Raw genomic sequence first — 20,173 nt, forward strand, 5'->3', positions numbered from 1 at the left:
GGCATGGGCCGCTTGCAGAAACGCGCCCTCGACACGCTCAATCTTGATCCCAAGGCCGACAAGGCCATGGTGCGCCGTCGCTATGCCGAGCTGGTCCGGCAATACCACCCGGACTCCAATGGCGGCGACCGGTCCATGGAAGAGCTGCTGCAGAAAGTGGTCGAGGCCTATCAGATCCTCAAAAGCTGCGGCATGGGTTAGCCTGTCCAAAGTTTAATGCCTCAGACAGAATCCAGAAAGATGACCCCGGTCACCTTCCCTCCTCCATACTGGGGAGGACCACATGTTTCTATCATCACTGGCGCTGTCGCTGGCCTTATCAAGCTGCCCTGCAAACGCCCACTGCCTTGAAGACGATAATCTTCTAGCCGTTTCCACGAGCGCGGAGCGCGCCGAATTGATCCTGTCCGCCATGCAGGACGCGGAAACGCGGTTTGCTGACGTCTTCAATCGCATGCCGGGCCTGACCGCCGTTGTTGAGGACAGTTCCGAGTTTCCAGGCTTCACCGGTGAGCTGGATGAGGCCGGCTATGTCGTCAAACCCTGGGTCTCCCCTCAAGCCATGCGCGCCCAGCTGGAAGCCCAGGTGCGCCCGGCGGTCGAGGCCCAGATGGCGGGCTCTCCGCAAGCGGTGATCGACGCCACGATCGAGGCGGCCCTCTCAGGGCGGGTCGAGAACAACAACAAGGTCCGCCACGCCGATGCGATCATTGCCCACGAGCTGGGGCATATGTGGGTGAAGGATCTTTATGACTGGCCGCAAGTCGATACGGGCGACGCCCGCGCCTATGGCGCAGCCGCCGCGCCGGACTGGTTTGATGAAACCGCCGCCGTGCTGATGGAAAGCGACGCTCTGACACAGAGCCGGCGCGAAGCCCTGTGCGAAACCGCCTCGGATGATCTGCCGGACCAGTTCGAGCGCTATTTCAGCATGGAGCACCCGCTGTTGCAGCTGGCCTCTCTGGCGGCCGATCGCGCGGCGGCGGCCGCAGCCGCGTCCGGCGACACCTCGAACGGTCCGCGCATCATGGTAATGTCTGGAGAAACGCTGACGGCCCAGGGCGCCGACATGATCGGGGCCGAGCAGTTCTACAGCCTGACCCGGGCGCTGATTGACTATCTGACCGCCGAGACCGGCTCCGAGGCCGTCTTCAATGACATGGCTGAAGCCTTATCGTCCGGGCAGTCCTTTGACGGCTGGCTGTCGTCGAACGAGGCGGATCTTCCCGAAAGCCGCGACGCCCTGATTGGAGCGCTGTCCGATCAGGTGGTGCGGACCTGCGAGGCCTGATCACGCAGACGCGACATTGTGTGCTGAGCTGGAGTGGCGACAGGGCTTGGACGGGCTATGTCTGAGGCTTATGGTTTGTCCCGACCCTGTCGCGCTGCAGCAAAGAGCCTTTCCGCGTATGACCGACGATACCCTGATCAGCCTCACCCCCGACGCCAAAGCCGATTGCCAGACCCTGTTCGGATTTGACCCGGGGTTCGAGGTCGCCGCCTTTTCCCAGCGCGACGCCCATGTGCCGGACATCGACCCGACCTATGTGTTTGATCCGGCCACCACACGCGCCATTCTGGCGGGCTTCGCCTTCAACCGGCGCGTCATGGTCCAGGGCTATCACGGCACGGGCAAGTCCACCCATGTGGAGCAGGTGGCCGCGCGGCTGAACTGGCCCATGATCCGGGTCAATCTCGACAGCCATGTCAGCCGGATCGACATGGTCGGCAAGGACGCCATCGTCCTGAAGGACGGCCAGCAGATCACCGAGTTCCAGGAAGGCATCCTGCCCTGGGCCGTGCAGCGCCCGGTCGCGCTCCTGTTTGACGAATACGATGCAGGCCGCCCGGACGTGATGTTCGTGATCCAGCGCGTTCTGGAAGCCTCGGGCTCGCTGACGCTGCTGGACCAGAACCGCGTCATCCGCCCGAACCCGAACTTCCGCCTGTTCGCCACCACCAACACGGTGGGCCTCGGGGACACGACCGGCCTCTATCATGGCACCCAGCAGATCAACCAGGGTCAGATGGACCGCTGGTCGATCGTCTCCACCCTCAACTATCTGCCCGCCGAGACCGAGCGCGCCATCGTCGCCGCCAAGCTGGGCGAGTACGGCAAGACCGAAGCCGGCGCAAAGATGATTGCGGATATGGTGGCCGTCGCGGATCTCACCCGCGAAGCCTTCATCAATGGCGATCTGTCCACCGTGATGAGCCCGCGCACCGTGCTCACCTGGGCGGAGAACACCCAGATCTTCGGTAATCCGGGCGTGGCCTTCCGCCTGACCTTCCTGAACAAGTGCGATGAGCTGGAACGCCCGATCGTGTCGGAATTCTTCCAGCGCGTCTTCGGCGAGGACCTGCCGGAGAGCGCCCTGTCGTCCGGCGCTGCGGCCTAAGGGCACGGCATGTCTGACGCCTCTTCTGCAGATCAGTTCCGGCGTGCGCTGAGCGCGGCCACGCGCGCGATCTCTCATGATCGCGAGCTGGACGTGAAGTTCGGCGGCGACGCGGCTCTGGCGCGCGGCAAGGTCGTGCTGCCCAACCCGCCCGAGAAGATGACGGCGGAGGATGCGGCGCGTCTACGCGGCAAGGCGGACGCGCTGGCGCTCAGACTGCAGCTTCACAATTCCAAATCCCACCAGTCCGCCCTGCCGCCGGGCGCCCAGGCGCGCAAGATCTTTGAAGCCGCCGAGCAGGCGCGTGTCGAGGCTCTGGGCGCGCGAGCCATGCGCGGGGTGGCGGACAATCTCGACGCCGCCCTGGCCGACCGATGCCGCCGTGAAGGCTGGAACCATGCAGAGGACCGGCAGACCGCGCCGCTGGAAGACGCCATCTCCATGCTGGTGCGCGAGCGCATTACCGGGCGCCCGGCTCCTGACGACGCCAAGGGCCTGATGCAGGTCTGGCGCGAGGATCTGGAAAGTCATGCCGGAGGAGCGCTCGATGCTCTGGCGGGAGCCGCAGACGATCAAAGCGCCTATGCCGAGGCCCTCAGACAGGTGATCCGGGATCTCGACCTGACCGACGAGCTGGGCGAGCACGATCAGGACGAGGACGACACCGACGACAGCGAGGACGACGCCGGCGTCGAGCAGGAGCCCGAAGCGGGCGAGGACGATACTGACAGCGACCCGGATCAGGGTGAGGACGAGGACGACGCGGCGGACGCCAAGGGCACCGCGGCCGATACCGACGACATCCATTTCGCCGAGGACAGCCAGACCCGCGTCGAGGCTGATGACGAGCCCAGCGAGACCCAGCAATCGGCCAAGCCCAACTGGGTCAGCCCGCCAGGCGAGGATCCCAACGCCTACAAGGTGTTCACCACCAAGTTCGACGAGGTGATCCAGGCGTCGGACCTGTGCGATTCCACCGAGCTGAACCGTTTGCGCCGCACGCTTGATCAGCATCTCAAGGGGCTTGAAAGCGCGGTGGGGCGTCTCGCCAATCGCCTGCAGCGCCGCCTGATGGCGCAGCAACAACGCTCCTGGTCCTTCGATCTCGAGGAAGGCCAGCTCGATCCGGCGCGCCTGCCCCGCATCATCATGGACCCGATGATGCCATTGAGCTTCAAGATGGAGAAGGACACCGACTTCCGCGATACGGTCGTTACGCTGCTTCTGGACAATTCCGGCTCCATGCGCGGTCGTCCGATCCTGGTGGCCGCCGCCTGCGCCGACATACTGGCGCGGACGCTGGAGCGGTGCGGCGTGAAGACCGAGATCCTGGGCTTCACCACCCGCGCCTGGAAGGGCGGGCGCTCCAAGGAGGAATGGCTGTCTCAGGGCAAGCCGCCCCATCCAGGCCGTCTGAACGATTTGCGCCATATCATCTACAAGGCGGCGGACGCCCCCTGGCGCAGATCCCGGTCCAATCTGGGGCTGATGCTGCGAGACGGCCTTCTGAAGGAAAACATCGACGGCGAAGCCCTGCTCTGGGCGCACAAGCGTCTGCTGGCCCGGCCCGAACAGCGCCGCATCATGATGGTGATCTCGGACGGCGCGCCGGTGGATGACGGCACCCAGTCGGCGAACTCGCCCGCCTATCTCGAAAAGCATTTGCGCGAAGTTATCACCATGATCGAGACAAAGTCCGATGTTGAGCTTCTCGCCATCGGCATTGGCCATGATGTGACGCGGTATTACCGCAAGGCCGTGACGATTGTGGATGTAGAGCAGCTCGCCGGCGCCATGACCGACCAGCTGGCGGCCCTGTTTGAAGAGGACAAACGCCGCTAGGGCGTGCATAATCCACAACCAGTCCGAGAGCTTGAACTGGGGGTTCGCATGCTTGTCCGTCTAGGCCTGTCTGTCTGTCTGTGCCCGTTTTTGATCGCGTGTGGCGGAGGGGGCGAGGCGCAGACCGCGTCCGAATCCGCCAGCTTGTCTTTGACGCCCCTGCCGCTTTTCCCGGACGATCCCGGGCGGACGCGGCTGGGCGATCTGCGCTATCTGGGCGGGGTCGCGCTTGATCTCGACGATGAGCGCTTTGGCGGCTGGTCCGCCCTCGATATTTCACCAGACGGCGGACGTTTGCTCGCGGTCTCAGACAGCGGCTACTGGATGACCGCCTCGCTGCAATATGACGGCGATGCGCTCGTCGGCCTCAGCGAACCGCATATCACGGTGATCCTCGACGAGGCCGGCGAGCCGGTGTCCGACGACTTCGCTGACTCCGAGGGCCTCGCGGATCTTGGCGATGGCGCCTATGCCGTCAGCTTTGAACGCGAGCACCGCATCTGGCGGTATGAACTGGGTGAAGACTGGAGCGGTGTGGACGACGCCCTGCCGACGCCTCTCGCCAATCCGCTCGGAACCGAAGCCCTGCCCAATAACGCCGGCATGGAGGGGATCGCGGTGATCGGCGACTGGCTCTGGTCCGCGCAGGAGCACACGACGGGCAATGCCCCGGTGCACATCTTCTCCCGCACGCACCTGTTCGAGCCGGAGCAGACCGGAAATTCCTATCTGGTGGCGATGGAGCCTGAATTCGGCGTCACCGAACTGGAATCAGACGGCGCGGACGGGCTCTACATCCTGCAGCGTTTCTGGTCACGCGACGTGGGCAATCGCATCCACATCCTGCACCTGACCGCCGAACAGATCGCGGAGGCGCCCAATGTCACGGAACTCCACCCCACATTGCTGGCCGCCATCGAGCCTGATGAGATGAGCGTGGACAATTTCGAGGGCATGGCGGTCATCGAGCGCGAGGGCCAGACACGCCTCTTCCTGATCTCGGACGATAATTACAACGACAGCCAGCGCACGCTGCTGTTCAGTTTCGTCCTCGAACCGCGTCAGTGATCCTGGCGACAAACGCAACGAAAAACGCCCGCCGTTTCCGGCGGGCGTTGTTTCTCGCGTCAAGACGTGAGCGGCTTAGGCGGCCGCCGCAGCTTTTTTCAGCTCGCGCTTGATTTTCAGCGCGTTGCCGGAAAGCTGCTCATCACGAGCTTTCAGCAGGAATTGGTCCAGACCACCAACATGGTCGACGCTGCGCAGGGCCTTGGCGGCGATGCGCAGACGGAAGGAACGGCCCAGGGCCTCAGACGCGAGCGTCACCTGACACAGATTCGGCAGGAAGCGACGCTTGGTCTTGTTGTTGGCGTGAGACACGTTGTTGCCCGAAACCGGACCCGTCCCAGTAAGTTCGCAGCGGCGCGACATGGCTTCCACCTTGTTCCACAACAGTCGTAAAATTATATGCGACCGCGAGAGGGAAAACCCAAGGTGCGGCGCGAGAGCGGGCGATGTACCGGTCCGGACGGCCTGCGTCAAGGCGCAGCCGCACAGAAACTGGCGTTCATCTTGCAGCCAGACCGCGTTAGATAGGCTGAGCCCACCGGCTGGGGCCAGAGGAATAAGAGTTTCATGCTGACAGTGTCCAAACACGCCCGCACCGCTTTCGCCGCACTGGCGATGGCCTCACTGCCCGCGGCGGCCCAGGCGCAGACCGTCGAACCGCCCGAGCAGGTCTATGTGCGCTATTCCGGCTCGGTGCTGATTCTGAAGGTCGCGGACATCTCCCTGAGCGCCGGTTTCAATGATGGCGTGTATTCAGCCGGCGCCACTTTTCAGAGCGGTGGATTGCTGCGCTGGTTTGACGACACCAATATCGAGGCGACCACGAACGGCTATCGTCAGCCGGACGCCCTTCACCCCTATCGCTATGAGCATATCAATCACGCCAGCGACAAGGGACGCGTGGTCGGCATCGATTTCGAGAACAATGTGGCGATGCCTGATGTCCAGCCGCCCTTCGGATCCATGGGCGAGCCCCCGGCCAGTGACGCGGACCGGGCGGGCGCGCTTGATCCCATCTCGACCCTTCTGAGCCTGATGACCGCCCTGCCGACCGACGAGAACGGGGTTTGCGAAGGCCGGTTGCCAGTATTTGACGGCAAGGCGCGCTATGATCTGCGGCTCAACAATCTGGGCCTGGATGAAGTGCGCACGCGCGCGTGGACCGGGGACGCCATTCGATGCCAGGCGTTTATCGAACCGATCAGCGGCTATGATCCGGGCGATCGCCCCGATGAAGAGGAAACAAACCGCCCGGTGACGATCTGGCTCGCCCCTGTGGACGGGGTGCATGTCCCGGTGCGCTTCCGCGCCCAGACCCGGATCGGCGCGATCACCATCCAGGCCACCCAGCTGTATGCAGGCGACGCTACGCAATAGGCCGCATCCCTTCTAAGGTTACGGCTCAATCTCGCTGGAGAGCGTCATGTCACGCGCCCGCGCAGGCGATCACCGTATCGCCGCGATCCTCGGCCCCACCAATACGGGCAAGACCCATCTCGCGCTCGAGCGGATGATGGCGCACGGGACCGGCGTATTCGGCCTGCCCCTGAGGCTCCTGGCGCGCGAACTTTACGACAAGGTGGTCAAGGCCAAGGGGCCGGCGTCGGTGGCGCTGATCACGGGCGAGGAGAAGATCGTGCCGCCCACGGCGCGCTATTTCCTGTGCACTGTCGAGGCGATGCCGCTGAACATGCGGCCCGCCTTCCTGGCCGTGGACGAGATCCAGCTCGCGGCCGATCCCGAGCGGGGCCATATCTTCACCGACCGGCTGCTGCACGCCCGCGGCACTCAGGAAACACTGTTCCTGGGCGCGGCGACCATGCGGCCCATCTTGCGCCATCTGATACCCGAGGCCGAGATCGAGGAGCGCGAGCGCTTCTCCACCCTCAGCTATGCCGGCGCCAAGAAGCTGACCAAGCTGCCGCGCCGATCGGCTATTGTCGCCTTCAGCTCCGAGGATGTGTACTCCATCGCCGAGCTGGTGCGTCGACAACGGGGCGGAGCGGCGGTGGTGATGGGCGCGCTGAGCCCCCGCACCCGCAACGCCCAGGTCGAGCTCTATCAATCGGGCGAAGTGGACTTCCTGATTGCGACCGACGCCATCGGCATGGGTCTCAATATGGATGTCGATCACGTCGCCTTCGCGAGCTATTCCAAATTCGACGGCCGCAAGCGCCGCCGGCTGTTCCCCCAGGAGGTCGGCCAGATCGCCGGCCGGGCGGGCCGCTTCCGGTCTGACGGCACCTTCGGCGAAACCGCCGACGCCCGCCCCCTGGACCCTGACATCATCGAACGGGTCGAGGACCACGAGTTCGAACCCATCAAGAAGCTGACCTGGCGTGAAAGCCATCTCGATCTCAGCTCGCTCGACAGCCTGCGCCATTCCCTGAACGCGCCCTCTCCCGACCCCGTGCTGGAACGGGTGCGCAGCGCATCGGATGAAGATGTGCTCGATCTTGTCTCCCGCGACCCCGACATTCGCGCCCGGGCCGCCGCGCGTGGCGGCACGGCGCGCCTGTGGGATGTGTGCCGGACTCCAGACTTCCGGAAGGCCAGCCCGGACGATCATGCGCGTCTGATTTCAACGCTCTACATGCATCTGACCAGTCCAAGCGGCTATTTGCCGGACGCCTGGCTGGATGCGCAGTTGAGCCGCCTGTCCAAGACCGCAGGAGATGTGGACGCCCTGGCCCAGAGACTGGCCTATGTGCGCACCTGGTCTTACGCGGCGCACCGGAAGGACTGGACAAAAGACCCTGAATATTGGACGAGCCGTACCCGAGAGGTTGAAGATCAGCTCTCCGATGCGCTTCATGAGCGCCTGACCGCCCGCTTCATTGACCGGCGCACCAGCGCGCTGATGAAGGGGCTGCGAGAGAAAACCGATTTGGAAGCCGGGCTGAACCGCCTGGGCGAGGTCACTGTGGAGGGCCATTTCGTGGGACGATTGAACGGACTGAGCTTTGAAGCCGACGCTGCGGGCGAACCGCTGGCGCGCCGGGCGGTGGCGAACGCCGCAATGAAAGCGGTCCGCCCCGAAGTGAACCGCCTGCTCTCCCAGCTCTCCCAGGCTGAAGACAGCGCACTGGCGCTGGGCGAGGACGGCGTGCTGCGCTGGCAGGATGATCCGGTCGGTCGCCTGAAGGCGGGCAGTGACCCCTTCACCCCCGGCGTTACGCTGATCGGCGGCGAGCTGGGATCGAGCGAGCTGATCGCCCAGGCCGAAAAGCGCCTCATGACTTTCGCGGCCAGCCAGGCCGAGACGCGACTGGAACCGCTTCTGGCCCTGCGCAAGGCGCTCAAGGAAGACGGCAAGCTTGATGGCCTGGCTCGCGGCGTCGCCTATCAGCTGGTGGAAAGCTTCGGCGCCATGTCTCGCATCAAGCTCGCGGACGAGCTGGCGGCGCTGTCCGTTCCCGAACGCCAATCCCTGCGCCGCGCGGGCGTGCGCATTGGCGAACACGCCGTCTTCATGCCCGCCCTGCTGAAACCGGGGGCCGCCCGCCTGCTGTCCATGCTCAAGGCGATTCATGAGGGCGATATAGAGCGCGCCGTGAACCCGCCGCCGGGCCTGACCAGCATTCCCAATGATCGCCGCCACACCCTGGCTGATTACGCCGCAGCGGGCTTCCAGCCGTGCGGGCCGCGCGCCGTGCGCCTTGATATGCTCGAGCGTCTGGCGGATCTCATCCGCGAACAGCGCTCTGAGAACAAGGAACGCCGTTTCGAGCCGAATGCGCCGATGACCGCGCTTTTGGGCTGCTCGAACGAGGATCTGCGCGAAGTGCTCAAGGCGCTGGGCTATCGCCGCGTTCAGAAGGCGGCCGAGGATCAGCCTGAACTGTGGTCCGGCCGGTCGCGCTCGACCCAACGCCCCGCCCAAACGGGTCAGAAACCGCACGCCAAGGGCAAGGGACAAGGCAAGGGCGGCCCGCGCAAGGACGCCCGGCCCCGCCCGGCTCCGGTGAAGGACAAGCCGATCGATCCGGATTCCCCCTTCGCCGCGCTCGCCGCGCTGGAGCTCGAACAGCCCAAGCCCGCCAATCAGAAACGCCGCAAGCCGCGCAAGAAGTCAAAAGCCAAGCCCGCCGAGGCCAAGACGGACGCGTCTCCAGAACAGTCCGCTGCTGAGGCGCCGGAGACGCCCAAGGCCGAAGCGCCTGCAGACACGGCTCAAACGCCGGCCGACGCCCCTGTCGATTCTGATGCGGCAGGTCCTGAACAAGACCGCTCATGAGCGCGCACGGCGAGTCCATGCGGTGTGATGTGTGGCTGTTTCGGGCCCGCCTCTACAAATCGCGCGGTCTTGCCGGACAAATGATTGAAAAAGGCGCTGTACGGATTGATCGCAACGGACAGGTGACCCGCCTGACAAAGCCCGCCGCGCCGGTGCGGCCCGGCGACTGCCTTGTCATCCGGCGGGACGCAGACCCGCTACGGCTGACGGTGCGGGCGCTGCCGGAACGGCGTGGACCCGCGCCCGAAGCGCAGTCATGCTACAGCCTTGAAACCGAGTAATGCCTGTTCTTTTCTGGATCGATCATGTTTGAGACCTTGAAACGCCTCTTTACCGGAGCCGAAACCGCTGAAGAGCGGTCGCTGAGCCCGGAACTCTCAACAGCTGTTCTACTGGTGGAAGCGGCCCTGTCGGACGGCATTTACGCCGAGGTCGAGGAGGCGGAGATCATTACGGTGCTCTGCGCCGGTTTCGACCTGGATGCAGCCCGCGCGGCGGAATTGCTGGATGAAGCCGAAACCCTGGCCGAAGCGGCGGTGGACCATCACCGCTTCACCCATGTGGTCAAGCAATTGCCGCGCGAACAACGCCTGAGCATACTCGAGGACCTGTGGCGCGTGGTGCTGGCCGATGGCGAAAGGGATGCGCATGAAGACGCCCTGATCCGCCGTCTGGCGCCGCTGCTGGGTCTGTCAGATCGTGATCGGGCTGAAGCGCGACATGCCGCCTCGGGCCGTTGACAAACGGGCGCGAGGGGGCCATGTCCCCGCCAACTTTCTGTCTAACAACATTGTTCCGAGGCCGCCTGCGCGATGACCTATATCGTCACTGACGCCTGCATTCGCTGCAAGTTCACCGATTGCGTGGAAGTCTGTCCTGTGGACTGCTTCTATGAAGGCGAGAACATGCTCGTCATTCATCCCGACGAATGCATTGATTGCGGCGTGTGCGAGCCCGAATGCCCGATCGAGGCCATCAAGCCTGACACCGAGGACGATGCAGACGGCAAATGGCTGGCGCTCAATTCCAAATACGCGACCGAATGGCCGAACATCACGGTGCGCAAGGACCCGCCGGCGGACTACAAAGAGTTCGAAACCATCACGAACAAGCTGGAGAAATACTTCTCCGAGAAGCCGGCTTCGTGAATCCCTGAACGCCGTCAAAATCTTAGCATTCGGTTAACCGCCTTCCGGGGGCGGAATGCTTGTTGCTGCGCATCAAGTTGAGTTTTTGTAGTTTTTCTGTTATGGTCTTTGTCTTCGGTGAGCGCAGATGCGCATATTCCGGGACAGCAACCGCCTTGATGTAACTGTTTCACAAAAAGCCCGGCCGCTGATCTTCACTCAAGATCAGAGCGGGGTTTTGCGCGGTCCATTAGACCTCGTACACAGGATCAGTTCGGCAGGCTTTGGACGAGAGGGCCTCGTATGACCAAGAAATCCGCCAACGACAACAAGACGTTCAAGAAAAGCGACTATGTGGTCTATCCCGCCCATGGCGTGGGCCGCGTTGTGGGCGTCGAAAAAGAAAGCGTCGCCGGATTTGATATCGAGGTCTATGTCGTCTCCTTTGAACAGGACAAGATGACCCTGCGCGTGCCGACCGCGAAAGCGACCGCCGCCGGCATGCGTCCGCTGGCCAGCGATGACGTCCTGAAGGATGCGCTCAAGACCCTGAAGGGCAAGCCCAAGGTCAAGCGCACCATGTGGAGCCGCCGCGCTCAGGAATACGAAGCGAAAATCAACTCTGGCGATCTGATCTCCATCGCGGAAGTCGTGCGCGACCTGCACCGCCAGGAAGACCAGCCCGAGCCGTCCTATTCCGAGCGTCAGCTTTATGAATCCGCGCTCGACCGCATGGTGCGCGAAGTCGCCGCCGTCGAGAAGGTCGACCGCGAAAAGGCTCTGGAAATGCTGACCACGACCCTGACCAAGAAAGCCGCCTGAGGCGTCAAAACCTGTCAGCGCGTCATTTCAAGCCGCCCCGTCAGACATCGTCTGGCGGGGCGCTTTGCATTCCACCCCAGCATTTCGTGAACTATCACACCATTGCGTGATCCAGCAGCGCCTGCGTTGCGTATAGGCTGATGAACTGATCAACGGCCCATGCGAAACGAAAGCGACTGTGATGTCACACTCTGCCCAGACTCGCTCCGCCCCGGCGCGCTCCGCCGACCCAGACCGCCGCTTCATGAAGCAGGCGATGGACGCCCCCCTGCTGGAGCGCGAGGAAGAGCTCAATCTTGCAACGGCCTGGAAGGAGAAGGGCGATGAGGAGGCGCTGCATGCGCTGACCACCGCCTATATGCGACTGGTCATTTCGATCGCCGCCAAGTTTCGCCATTACGGCCTGCCGTTTCCCGATCTGGTTTCGGAAGGCAATATCGGCCTGATGCAGGCCGCCGCCCGCTTCGAGCCGGAACGGGAAGTGCGCTTTTCCACCTATGCCACCTGGTGGATCCGCGCCTCGATCCAGGACTATGTGCTGCGCAACTGGTCCATCGTGCGCACGGGCACAACGGCGGCTCAGAAATCGCTCTTCTTCAATCTTCGTCGCCTGCGCGCCCTGATCAAGGATACGAGTTCGGGCCAGCTGACGCCGGAGAACCGCGCCTATGTCGCTCAGGCCCTGCGTGTGGGTGAAGACGATGTGGAGAAGATGGCCAGCCGCCTGGCCGCCGTCGACCGCTCCCTGAACGCGCCTTTCTCCGAGGATGGCGAAGGCGAATGGCAGGACCTCCTGGCGGATGAGAACCCGGATCCTGAGACCCAGGTGATGGAGGACCGCGACCAGGCCCAGCGCGCCCAGTGGCTGGGCGAGGCCCTGTCCCGATTGAGCGAACGCGAACAACTGATCATTCGCGAACGCCGTCTGGGCGAGGATAGCGTCACGCTCGAAAAACTGGGCGAACGCCTCGGCATCTCGAAGGAACGGGTTCGTCAGGTCGAGCATCAAGCGCTGAACAAGCTCAAGAAGTATCTCACCGAAGTGGTGGGCGATCCTGAAGAGGCTGGCCTTCTGCCCACGAGCTAGTCTCAGGGCAGGGTCACTGGCTCTGGCGCATCGACAATCTCGATTTGCCACGGGCTCTGCACATGGATCATCGGGCCGTTTTCAGCATAGAGCCAACCACGCACCCGCACGCGGGCACCCTCGAGGCTCGCAGGGTCATAAAGCCCCGCGGCCTCAAACCGCTCACGATCCTCACGGTTCAGGCTCACGGTGAAATCGGTGCGCCAGTTCATCCCGAAATTGAGATAGAGGCGTCCATTGCGCGCCTCCCCGATGGCGACCACCCGGCCCTCCATGATCTGCGCGCTATCGAGATGCTGGGCGAGCGGGTCGGGATCGGGTGAGCGGATCGTGAAATGGCCCTCGCCCCAGGCGCCCGCGCCAGACATGCGGGCCTCTTCTTCAAGCGCCAGCAATACGCCTGCGCGTGCATCCGCTCCGGGACGCGGCCAGACCAAGGCCTGGCCCGACTTTACCATCTCTGCGTCCAGATACGCCGTCTCTCCGGCCCGATCGAAAACGGCAATGACAATCGGGCGATCATAGCGGTCACGACCGGCCTCGGTCTCCACAAGGCTCAGCCGCGGCCCGGCTTCATCGAGCAAGGCTTGCAGCGCCTCGCGGGACTGATCGGTGTCGGCCCCGCGGATTCCGGCCAGAAGGGCGTACTCGCGCACGCCCTCCCCGGTTTCATAGAGAAAACCATGGCCCGTTCGGGCGCCTGCGGGCTCCACGACTTGTGGCGCGCCCTCTTCAACACCCTTGCAGGCTGACAGGCCAAACAGAACCAGCGCAAGCCACGCGATCCTTGTCATCGCATACTCCCCCGACAGGGGAATATACTGCCCGTCAGCCTGAAAAGCGCAAAGCCTAGAAACGCGTATTCAGACGCATCCAGACCCCGGCGCCGGCGCCCGGCACGCGCTCACCCATCGGCACACCCAGCCCGGCATTACGGTTATAGCCGCCCAGATGATCCCGATAGGGCTGATCCAGAAGGTTCTCGATCCCCGCCGACAGGCTGACCCGCTCGCTCACATCCCAGCGCCCATAGGCGTTCACAAGCACACGCCCCGGCGTCGCCTGTTCGCTGTTCTCGGTCGAGACCTTGTCCTGCTCGGCGACCATCAGGGTTTCAAGACTGGCCGACCACACTTTCTGCTCATAGGTCGCGCTCAGGCGCAAAGTTGCGGGCGTGATGCGGTAGAGATCATCATCCACATCCTCGCGCTCGCCGCGCACATAGGTCAGCACGCCGTCCGCGCGCCAGTTTTGGCTCAGCCGCAGGCCGAAATCGGCGTCAAAGCCATAGAGCCGCGCATCCACATTGGAAAAGCGCAGAGGCGTCGGGTCGCCATTCATCGCCGAGACCATTTCCAGCGGCGTATCGACCACGCCGGGCGTATCGGGCTCGGCGGGCACGCCCTGGATATAGTCCTCGATCCAGCTGACATAGGCGGTCGGGCGCAGATAGGCGCGCGGCGTTTCAAGATCAAAACCCACCTCGAGACTGGTTGCGACTTCGGGCTTGAGATCGAGCGAGCCGACATAGGTATTGCCGTCCGCCAGACCGCCCGACGCCGTGATCGGCAGCCAGCCATAGCGTTCGACCTGCCCGCCGACCCGCGATTTGCGCGCCAGCGCCCCGCGCAGGGTCAGCGCGTCGGACACCGGCCGGGCGATGCGCAGCAAGCCATCCACCGTCACATCATCCCAGGAGCGATCGGCATGGGCGAAGGCCATCGCCAGCATGCGCGGCCCTGCGGGCAGGGCTGCACCCAGGCGCGGGGTTCCCGCATCGGCGTCATGAGCATCCACGCGCAGGCCGGCGTAGACCTCATAGGCGGAGAGCGGCCCTTCCCATTCGGCATAGACGCCAGTGCGGCCCAGCTCCACATCCGGGAAGGGCGTGACGAAGAAGTCCGCATTCATCGGGTTGGTCACCGTCGTATCGTGACGGACATTCGCGCGATCAAGGCCCAACCGGATCACGCCGCCCTGGAAGGCATGCTCTGCATCCAGCCCAAAGCTGACGGTCTCGGAGCTGGCGAAGGTTTCACGCATCTGCATGGGCGCAGGGGACGGGCGCAGATCGTAATTGTTCATGGCGTGGTCCACACGCGCATGACCGGCCTTGAAAGACAGGCTCCAGCCCCCAAGCTCGGTATTCAGCCCCACACGGCTTGAAGAGGTGTCCATGAAGCGGATGTCCATGGGGAAAGGCGGATTGCCGGTAAACCCGCCCTCCTGCCAGCGGAAATCAGCCGTCAGCTCGGTCGTCTCGGTCAGGCGCGCGCCATAGCCAAAGCCATAGACGTCGCGTGCATGTTCGGTCCCGACGAGCGTCCCATACGGCGTATCAAGGTCCTCGCCGCGCTCGGTTGAGGCCAGCACTTCAAACCGCTGCCGCGCCGTGGCGAGACCCGCTACGCCGCCCACAGCCGTGCTTTCATCCACGCTGCGCACGATGGCGGTGAGGTCGGCATGAAGCTCCGGCGTCTCGCCCTGCGCGTAACCGAGATGCTTGAACACCGCATTCACGCCCGCGCTCAGGGATGGGCCCTGGCTGACAGGGGACGGGCCCCGTGTGACTTCAAGGCGTTCCAGCATGGGCGCGGGCGCGTAGTGGAGCGGCGGGTCCATCAGATTGGGGCCGCCCGAATGGAAGGCCTGCCCGTCCAGCCGCACCGCGACGCGAGAGCCATAAAGGCCGCGATACTGCACCTGGCCCGACAGCGCGCCATTATCGATGAGCGCAGCACCGGGAAGGCGGGCGGCGAGACCGGCGGCGTCCGGGGCCGTCGCGGGCGCCAGATCAATCAGCACCGTGTCCTGATCGAGTGAGACCGGGGACTGACCGGTCACGGTGATCACGTCCACCCAGCGCGATTGCGGAGCGGGAGCAGCCTCATTGGCGAAAGCGGCAGAGGTCAGGGCCAGCGCAGACACGCCGGCGAACAGAATTTTGGTCATGGAGTCTTGTTTCTCAGAACAGATCACGCGCCCGGCGGGGCCGAGCGCCAACACGCGCTTCACAAAGCGCGACGCAAAGGGAGATCAGTTCGTGAGGGGTGGTGCGCGAAGCCCGACGGGCGGACCTGCAGGCTGGCGCGGGCTCGCCCGATCGATCCGCAAGGGGCGCGGGTCGGCCGAAACAGGCGGAACGAGTGTCAGAGCCTGAACGTCGTCCGCCAGAGCAACCGCCTGGCCCAGCATGCAGGCGACGCAATCAGAAGCCTCATGATCAGGGGCAGGTTGCGGGTCTTCCAGCCCCGTCAAGGCCGCGAGTTCGGCAATGGCCGCGCGGGCTTCCGCATCGCGCACGACCTGACCGCACATGTATTTCGCAGCGTCAAACCCGGCGGCATAGGCCGTGGTCGCAGCCGGAGACCAAAGCGCCTGAAGGGCGATGAGGACCGCAGCGAGACGGATCAGGACCGGATGGGACGCACGAAACATGATCGCGCTATAGGCCAGACAAGCGTGACTGGGAAGGCGCCGGAATGTCTCAGCCGGTCATCCCGTGCTCAAGCACAGAGACCGGGCGGAGCCATGTTCACGACAACTGTCGTAAAATCTGGGCCTCGATCTGGGCGAGCCGTTCCTTGCCGTAGAACATTTCCTCGCCCACGAAGATGGTGGGCATGCCGAAAACGCCCCGCCCGACCGCGTCCTGGGTGTTGGCGATGAGATGCGCCTTCACCTCGGTGTCTGAAGTCCGGGCAAGCAGCCTGTCCGCGTCAAAGCCAGCGTCCGAGAAATGCGCCCTGATGACCTCGTCCTGCGTGAAATCACGATCCAGTTCCCACATGCCGACGAACCCGGCGTCAAAGAAGGCGCGCAGCTGATCGGGCGCATCGAGCTCCACCGACGCCGCCATGCGCATCAGGGTCAGGGTGTTCATCGGAAAGTGGGAATTGAACTTGAAGGCGGTCAGATCGTGCGCGGCCACATAGCGGCGGACTTCCAGCATCTCGTAATCAAGCTTGTGCTTGATGTCGGCGAAGGCGAAGAAGGGCGACTGATTGCCCGTCTCCTTGAAGATTCCGCCCAGAAGGCAGGGGCGATAGCGAAACCGCGCCCCTGTGCGACTCTCGATCTGCGGCAGGACCTTGTGGACCAGATAGGCGTTCGGGCTGCCCAGATCGGTGATGAAATCGGGCTCGATCATGATTGCGCGTCCTTGTTGCGGTTCGCCCGCGCCTTGAGCGCGGCGTAGGATTGTCGGGTGATCTCAGGCGCGGCGTCGGTAGCGCTCATCTCAAGGTCTGACACCTCGACCTCACGACCCGACGCCGTCTCAAGACGCACCGGCGCCAGCGCTTCACCGGTCTCGCGCACGCTGAGGCGCACTGGCGAGCGCCCCGGCTCGAAGGTCCAGCGCTCGCCCCATTGCATGAGGGCGATCAATGCCGGGGCCAGCTCCCGGCCCTTATCGGTCAGCTCATACTCAAAGCGCTGCTTGCCCGGCGCTGTCACCTGACGCACCAGCACGCCCTGCTCCACAAGCGTGGTCAGACGATCCGTCAGGATTTTCGCCGACACGCCAAGGCGGGTCTTGAAGTCCGAGAACCGGCGCACGCCCGCGATGGCGTCCCGCAGAACCAGCAAGCTCCAAGGGTCGCCGATCACATCGACGGCTCGGGCGACCGGACACGGATAACGGGAGAGGGAGGTTCGGGTCATGCGGCGAGACTGACCCATTTAGTTTCTTTAAGCAACCAATTTAGCGCGGCGCTTCAAGAGGGCGGACGCAAGACTTTGCAATTCAATCGGGTTTCCGGCCCACCATGGAATATAGCGCTTCCAGATAGGCATCGAACGCCTTGCGGCCTTCTGGCGTCAAGCGCGCTGTGGTCAGCGTCTTGCGTGAGACGATCTGCTTGTCGATCGAGACATAGCCCGCCTCCTCCAGCTTTCTGAGCTGGATGGAGAGATTGCCCTGGGTGGCTTTGAGCGCCTCTTTAAGCGCGTTGAAGGTTTCTGCTTCTGAATCAGCCAGCAAGGTCATGATCCCCAGCCGCAAGCGGCTGTGGATCACATCATCAAGCTTATCGATATCAAACGAACTCATAAGCGATCAGATTAAGGGTTGGACGCCGAGCGGATCAGGATCCAGCCAGGAAGCGCCATCAGCAGAAGCAGCACCGCCCCCAGAACCAGCATATAGGCCCAGACCATGCTGATCAGCAGGGCCAGAACCAGCACGCTGAGATACCAGCCGGCAGCGATCACCGCGGTCCAAAGACGGCGTGTGACCAGAGCGGCCAGAAACCAGCACGCGCCCTGAAACGCCGCGACCACCATGGGAAAGAGAATCCAGACCTCTGCTCCCAATCCTGTGCGCTGAGCCAGGAAAAAGCCAAGGGCCGCCACCGCATTGGCGATCCCCACACCGGCGAAACCGCCCGTCAGCGCGCGGTTGGCGACGCCTTCAGGGGTTTTGGCGCGCACGGACAGGACGATCACGCCGACACAGAACACGCCATTGGACGCCAGCGTGCCGATCCAGAAGGTGGCATCGCCCAAGGGCGACCAGCCCAGCAATGCGAAACCGCACGCCAGCGCATAAAGCCCGTAGCACAGACCGGCCAGCCCATAGAGCTGGCCGGTGGTGCGGAGCTGCACGGGACGCTCTTTCAAGAGCGACCGGATAAAAGTCAGGTCATCACCCAAACCGGTTTCGGTTGTCATGCGGCTCCACCGTTATGCTCATTTACGCCGGAAGACCGGCTTGGTGCGTCCGTTCAGGATCCATCCAATGAAGGTCCCACGAACCAGCAAATGATAGCTGACCAACAGGATCGGCATTGCGATCAGCAGGATCAGAACCAGTTTCACCTCCGCTGGCAGCACCCAGTCAAACATCCAGATCTGGAGCGTGACCACCAAAGGCAGGTGAACGAGATACACCCAGTACGAGGAGTCGGCCAGATAGCGCCAGACAGGGCTATGATGGTTCATGAGGGCCTGAAACAGACCGATAAAGCCAAAGATGAAGCCCCACATGGCGACCCCCAGGGCCAGACCGAACAGGGCTTTTTTCATTTCAGTCAGCGCCATCATCAAGTCCGGACTGAATCCGACCAAAACAAAACACCCGGCCGTCGCCAGCGCAGCCAGGCCCAGATTGATGAACCAGACACCTTTGAGCTGGTCGAGCACGTGCATCTGACGCTGCATCATCCACCCCATCCAGAACGCGAACGGGAAGGTCACCAGCGCAGGCGTATTCGGCAACAATCCCATATCGGGTGAACGCACGCCGAACCAGATCGGGCCGGAGCTGTCTGAAAACACCAGGGCAGCAACGAGAGCCGCCGGCGCAACCAGCAGGAACGGCGTACCGGCCAGCATGGCGATCAGCTTGTCGACGGCGCGCCCCAGCGCGTCGGCGCCCGGAATGATCCTGGCCGCCAGAGCCGTCAGGATCGCCGCCGGATAGATCAGCAGCAGCACATACAGAAACCACAAATGGCTCAGCGGCAGGGTGCGCCAGTTCAGTGGCGGCGCCTCGCCTTCGGGCAGCGGGCCGTACATGGCCGTCATGCCCCAGATGAACAGGGCGATGAAGGCCACGAACATGATCGGCCAGAGGCTTACAAATGGAAGCCCGATGCGCTTGAGACGGCTCAGAGCGAACCGGCCAGCGCCCATGCGCCGATACATCATGCGGCCGAAGAAGCCCGCCAGCAGGAAGAACAGGGGCATGCGGAAGGCATGGATCACGAAGAACAGGCCCGACATCAGCGAGGAGCGGTCCGTATCGGCGATCAGCCAGACCCCCGTCGTGGGGAAGAAGGACAAGGTCGCGTGCAACACGACCCCGAGCAAGAGGGCGCTGGCGCGCAAGGCGTCCAGCGCATGAAGCCGTTCTGGGGAGGAAGTGGTCATTGAAATCTCCTTTCCCGCCCCATGTACACAAACTAGTTTATTTTATAAACCACTTTTATCGAAAAATGCGGATTTCCTTCGAGCACGCCTTCACCACGCACGCCAGAGCGAGGCTCATGCCCTTGAAATAGTTGGGATTATAGAAGACGGCGAAAGAGGCCCGCGCCGCACCCCAGTCCTCACCGGGACGCCAGACACTAAAAACCCCCGGAGCCTGGCCCCGGGGGTTCTCACAGTCCTGATCTTTGACCTAGCCGCCGAAGGTGTAGCGGAAGCCGAACTGGGCCTGCCAGCCATACTCTTCGTATTGCGAGCTCAGCTCCCGACCGGCATCGCGGAAGGCGGCGCGGAACGGCTCGTCGAAGGCGTTCTTGTAGTCAAAGTAGAGGCGGAAATTCTCGGTCAGGTCATACTTGGCCGAGAAGTCGAACTGAGTGTGCTCGAGAATGATGCGATCCTCGGCTGCGCTGTCGCCCAGTTCATCGATATAGGCGTCGCGGTAGGAGACCGCAGCGCGAAGATCCAGACGGCCATCGTCATAGCCCAGGATCAGGTTCGCCACGTTCTGGGACTGCAGCGGCAAGGTGATCTCACGGCCATCAGACAGGGTCGCCTCGGAGTCCACATAGGTGTAGTTGGCGCCCACGATGGTGTGCTGGAGCAGACCGGGCAGCATGGTCAGCGCCTGCTGATAGTTCAGCTCGATGCCGGTCAGATC

At 63.4% G+C, this 20,173-nt stretch carries 22 protein-coding genes; 12 read left to right on the forward strand and 10 right to left on the reverse strand.

All coding sequences use genetic code 11. The features are described 5' to 3' along the window. The 5 genes from B2Z70_RS06600 to B2Z70_RS06620 form a co-directional block, all read left to right on the forward strand. A partial coding sequence (locus B2Z70_RS06600; protein WP_292982074.1) for a J domain-containing protein occupies positions 1-201 on the forward strand: 201 nt, incomplete at its 5' end. Positions 202-283: 82 nt separating this feature from the next. Continuing rightward, complete coding sequence (locus B2Z70_RS06605; protein ID WP_292982075.1) at positions 284-1,291, forward strand: hypothetical protein; 1,008 nt, start codon at positions 284-286, stop codon at positions 1,289-1,291. Positions 1,292-1,409: 118 nt separating this feature from the next. Beyond that, complete coding sequence (gene cobS / locus B2Z70_RS06610) at positions 1,410-2,399, forward strand: cobaltochelatase subunit CobS (RefSeq protein WP_292982076.1); 990 nt, start codon at positions 1,410-1,412, stop codon at positions 2,397-2,399. 9 nt (positions 2,400-2,408) lie between these two features. After that, positions 2,409-4,241, forward strand: coding sequence for a cobaltochelatase subunit CobT (gene cobT / locus B2Z70_RS06615; protein WP_292982077.1), 1,833 nt, complete (start codon positions 2,409-2,411; stop codon positions 4,239-4,241). A gap of 48 nt (positions 4,242-4,289) precedes the next feature. After that, complete coding sequence (locus tag B2Z70_RS06620) at positions 4,290-5,309, forward strand: esterase-like activity of phytase family protein (protein WP_292982078.1); 1,020 nt, start codon at positions 4,290-4,292, stop codon at positions 5,307-5,309. 75 nt (positions 5,310-5,384) lie between these two features. Here the strand turns inward: B2Z70_RS06620 and rpmB are convergent, their stop codons facing one another. After that, the gene (rpmB, locus tag B2Z70_RS06625; protein ID WP_009801782.1) at positions 5,385-5,672 is read right to left on the reverse strand and encodes a 50S ribosomal protein L28; all 288 of its coding nucleotides are present in this window, start codon (positions 5,670-5,672) and stop codon (positions 5,385-5,387) included. 204 nt (positions 5,673-5,876) lie between these two features. Here rpmB and B2Z70_RS06630 point away from each other — a divergent pair, with 204 nt between their 5' ends. From B2Z70_RS06630 to B2Z70_RS06660, 7 genes are all read left to right on the forward strand, one after another. Then, positions 5,877-6,686, forward strand: coding sequence for a DUF3108 domain-containing protein (locus B2Z70_RS06630; protein WP_009801783.1), 810 nt, complete (start codon positions 5,877-5,879; stop codon positions 6,684-6,686). A 46-nt stretch (positions 6,687-6,732) separates the two neighbouring features. After that, positions 6,733-9,546 (forward strand): helicase-related protein, encoded by a 2,814-nt coding sequence (locus tag B2Z70_RS06635; protein WP_292982079.1) that lies wholly within the window; start codon positions 6,733-6,735, stop codon positions 9,544-9,546. Beyond that, complete coding sequence (locus B2Z70_RS06640) at positions 9,543-9,827, forward strand: RNA-binding S4 domain-containing protein (RefSeq protein WP_009801785.1); 285 nt, start codon at positions 9,543-9,545, stop codon at positions 9,825-9,827. Before B2Z70_RS06635 ends, B2Z70_RS06640 begins: the two co-directional genes overlap by 4 nt. 24 nt (positions 9,828-9,851) lie before the next feature. Then, on the forward strand, positions 9,852-10,286 hold the full coding sequence (locus tag B2Z70_RS06645) for a tellurite resistance TerB family protein (RefSeq protein ID WP_009801786.1): 435 nt from the start codon (positions 9,852-9,854) through the stop codon (positions 10,284-10,286). A 72-nt stretch (positions 10,287-10,358) separates the two neighbouring features. After that, entirely contained in the window at positions 10,359-10,694 is a 336-nt protein-coding gene (gene fdxA, locus B2Z70_RS06650; RefSeq protein ID WP_009801787.1) for a ferredoxin FdxA, read from the forward strand. A gap of 282 nt (positions 10,695-10,976) precedes the next feature. Beyond that, complete coding sequence (locus B2Z70_RS06655) at positions 10,977-11,495, forward strand: CarD family transcriptional regulator (RefSeq protein WP_009801788.1); 519 nt, start codon at positions 10,977-10,979, stop codon at positions 11,493-11,495. Positions 11,496-11,676: 181 nt separating this feature from the next. Then, entirely contained in the window at positions 11,677-12,582 is a 906-nt protein-coding gene (locus B2Z70_RS06660; protein ID WP_009801789.1) for an RNA polymerase factor sigma-32, read from the forward strand. A gap of 2 nt (positions 12,583-12,584) precedes the next feature. Here B2Z70_RS06660 and B2Z70_RS06665 read toward each other — a convergent pair whose 3' ends face one another. The 9 genes from B2Z70_RS06665 to B2Z70_RS06705 form a co-directional block, all read right to left on the reverse strand. After that, entirely contained in the window at positions 12,585-13,376 is a 792-nt protein-coding gene (locus B2Z70_RS06665; protein ID WP_009801790.1) for a thermonuclease family protein, read from the reverse strand. 55 nt (positions 13,377-13,431) lie between these two features. Then, entirely contained in the window at positions 13,432-15,534 is a 2,103-nt protein-coding gene (locus B2Z70_RS06670; protein WP_292982080.1) for a TonB-dependent receptor, read from the reverse strand. A gap of 84 nt (positions 15,535-15,618) precedes the next feature. Further along, complete coding sequence (locus tag B2Z70_RS06675; RefSeq protein WP_009801792.1) at positions 15,619-16,020, reverse strand: hypothetical protein; 402 nt, start codon at positions 16,018-16,020, stop codon at positions 15,619-15,621. A 97-nt stretch (positions 16,021-16,117) separates the two neighbouring features. Beyond that, positions 16,118-16,732 (reverse strand): 2-hydroxychromene-2-carboxylate isomerase, encoded by a 615-nt coding sequence (locus B2Z70_RS06680; protein WP_009801793.1) that lies wholly within the window; start codon positions 16,730-16,732, stop codon positions 16,118-16,120. Continuing rightward, positions 16,729-17,247, reverse strand: coding sequence for a winged helix-turn-helix transcriptional regulator (locus tag B2Z70_RS06685; RefSeq protein WP_292982081.1), 519 nt, complete (start codon positions 17,245-17,247; stop codon positions 16,729-16,731). The genes B2Z70_RS06680 and B2Z70_RS06685 overlap by 4 nt, the downstream gene beginning before the upstream one ends. Before the next feature lie 82 nt (positions 17,248-17,329). Beyond that, complete coding sequence (locus tag B2Z70_RS06690) at positions 17,330-17,635, reverse strand: winged helix-turn-helix domain-containing protein (RefSeq protein WP_009801795.1); 306 nt, start codon at positions 17,633-17,635, stop codon at positions 17,330-17,332. 11 nt (positions 17,636-17,646) lie between these two features. Next, on the reverse strand, positions 17,647-18,189 hold the full coding sequence (locus B2Z70_RS06695) for a hypothetical protein (protein WP_292982082.1): 543 nt from the start codon (positions 18,187-18,189) through the stop codon (positions 17,647-17,649). 84 nt (positions 18,190-18,273) lie between these two features. Further along, positions 18,274-19,455, reverse strand: a complete 1,182-nt coding sequence (locus tag B2Z70_RS06700) for an acyltransferase family protein (protein ID WP_009801797.1) — start codon at positions 19,453-19,455, stop codon at positions 18,274-18,276. A 250-nt stretch (positions 19,456-19,705) separates the two neighbouring features. Then, on the reverse strand, positions 19,706-20,173 hold a 468-nt coding region (locus B2Z70_RS06705), incomplete at its 5' end, for a TonB-dependent receptor domain-containing protein (protein WP_292982083.1).

Origin of the sequence: Oceanicaulis sp. UBA6590, assembly GCF_002433705.1 — a bacterium.
Classification (GTDB): Bacteria; Pseudomonadota; Alphaproteobacteria; order Caulobacterales; family Maricaulaceae; genus Oceanicaulis.

Bases quoted from the DNA above. Each gene is read 5' to 3' on its own strand.
- B2Z70_RS06605 (WP_292982075.1), top strand. From the start codon at position 284: ATGTTTCTATCATCACTGGCGCTGTCGCTGGCCTTATCAAGCTGCCCT.
- cobS (WP_292982076.1), top strand. From the start codon at position 1,410: ATGACCGACGATACCCTGATCAGCCTCACCCCCGACGCCAAAGCCGAT.
- cobT (WP_292982077.1), top strand. From the start codon at position 2,409: ATGTCTGACGCCTCTTCTGCAGATCAGTTCCGGCGTGCGCTGAGCGCG.
- B2Z70_RS06620 (WP_292982078.1), top strand. From the start codon at position 4,290: ATGCTTGTCCGTCTAGGCCTGTCTGTCTGTCTGTGCCCGTTTTTGATC.
- rpmB (WP_009801782.1), bottom strand. From the start codon at position 5,672: ATGTCGCGCCGCTGCGAACTTACTGGGACGGGTCCGGTTTCGGGCAAC.
- B2Z70_RS06630 (WP_009801783.1), top strand. From the start codon at position 5,877: ATGCTGACAGTGTCCAAACACGCCCGCACCGCTTTCGCCGCACTGGCG.
- B2Z70_RS06635 (WP_292982079.1), top strand. From the start codon at position 6,733: ATGTCACGCGCCCGCGCAGGCGATCACCGTATCGCCGCGATCCTCGGC.
- B2Z70_RS06640 (WP_009801785.1), top strand. From the start codon at position 9,543: ATGAGCGCGCACGGCGAGTCCATGCGGTGTGATGTGTGGCTGTTTCGG.
- B2Z70_RS06645 (WP_009801786.1), top strand. From the start codon at position 9,852: ATGTTTGAGACCTTGAAACGCCTCTTTACCGGAGCCGAAACCGCTGAA.
- fdxA (WP_009801787.1), top strand. From the start codon at position 10,359: ATGACCTATATCGTCACTGACGCCTGCATTCGCTGCAAGTTCACCGAT.
- B2Z70_RS06655 (WP_009801788.1), top strand. From the start codon at position 10,977: ATGACCAAGAAATCCGCCAACGACAACAAGACGTTCAAGAAAAGCGAC.
- B2Z70_RS06660 (WP_009801789.1), top strand. From the start codon at position 11,677: ATGTCACACTCTGCCCAGACTCGCTCCGCCCCGGCGCGCTCCGCCGAC.
- B2Z70_RS06665 (WP_009801790.1), bottom strand. From the start codon at position 13,376: ATGACAAGGATCGCGTGGCTTGCGCTGGTTCTGTTTGGCCTGTCAGCC.
- B2Z70_RS06670 (WP_292982080.1), bottom strand. From the start codon at position 15,534: ATGACCAAAATTCTGTTCGCCGGCGTGTCTGCGCTGGCCCTGACCTCT.
- B2Z70_RS06675 (WP_009801792.1), bottom strand. From the start codon at position 16,020: ATGTTTCGTGCGTCCCATCCGGTCCTGATCCGTCTCGCTGCGGTCCTC.
- B2Z70_RS06680 (WP_009801793.1), bottom strand. From the start codon at position 16,732: ATGATCGAGCCCGATTTCATCACCGATCTGGGCAGCCCGAACGCCTAT.
- B2Z70_RS06685 (WP_292982081.1), bottom strand. From the start codon at position 17,247: ATGACCCGAACCTCCCTCTCCCGTTATCCGTGTCCGGTCGCCCGAGCC.
- B2Z70_RS06690 (WP_009801795.1), bottom strand. From the start codon at position 17,635: ATGAGTTCGTTTGATATCGATAAGCTTGATGATGTGATCCACAGCCGC.
- B2Z70_RS06700 (WP_009801797.1), bottom strand. From the start codon at position 19,455: ATGACCACTTCCTCCCCAGAACGGCTTCATGCGCTGGACGCCTTGCGC.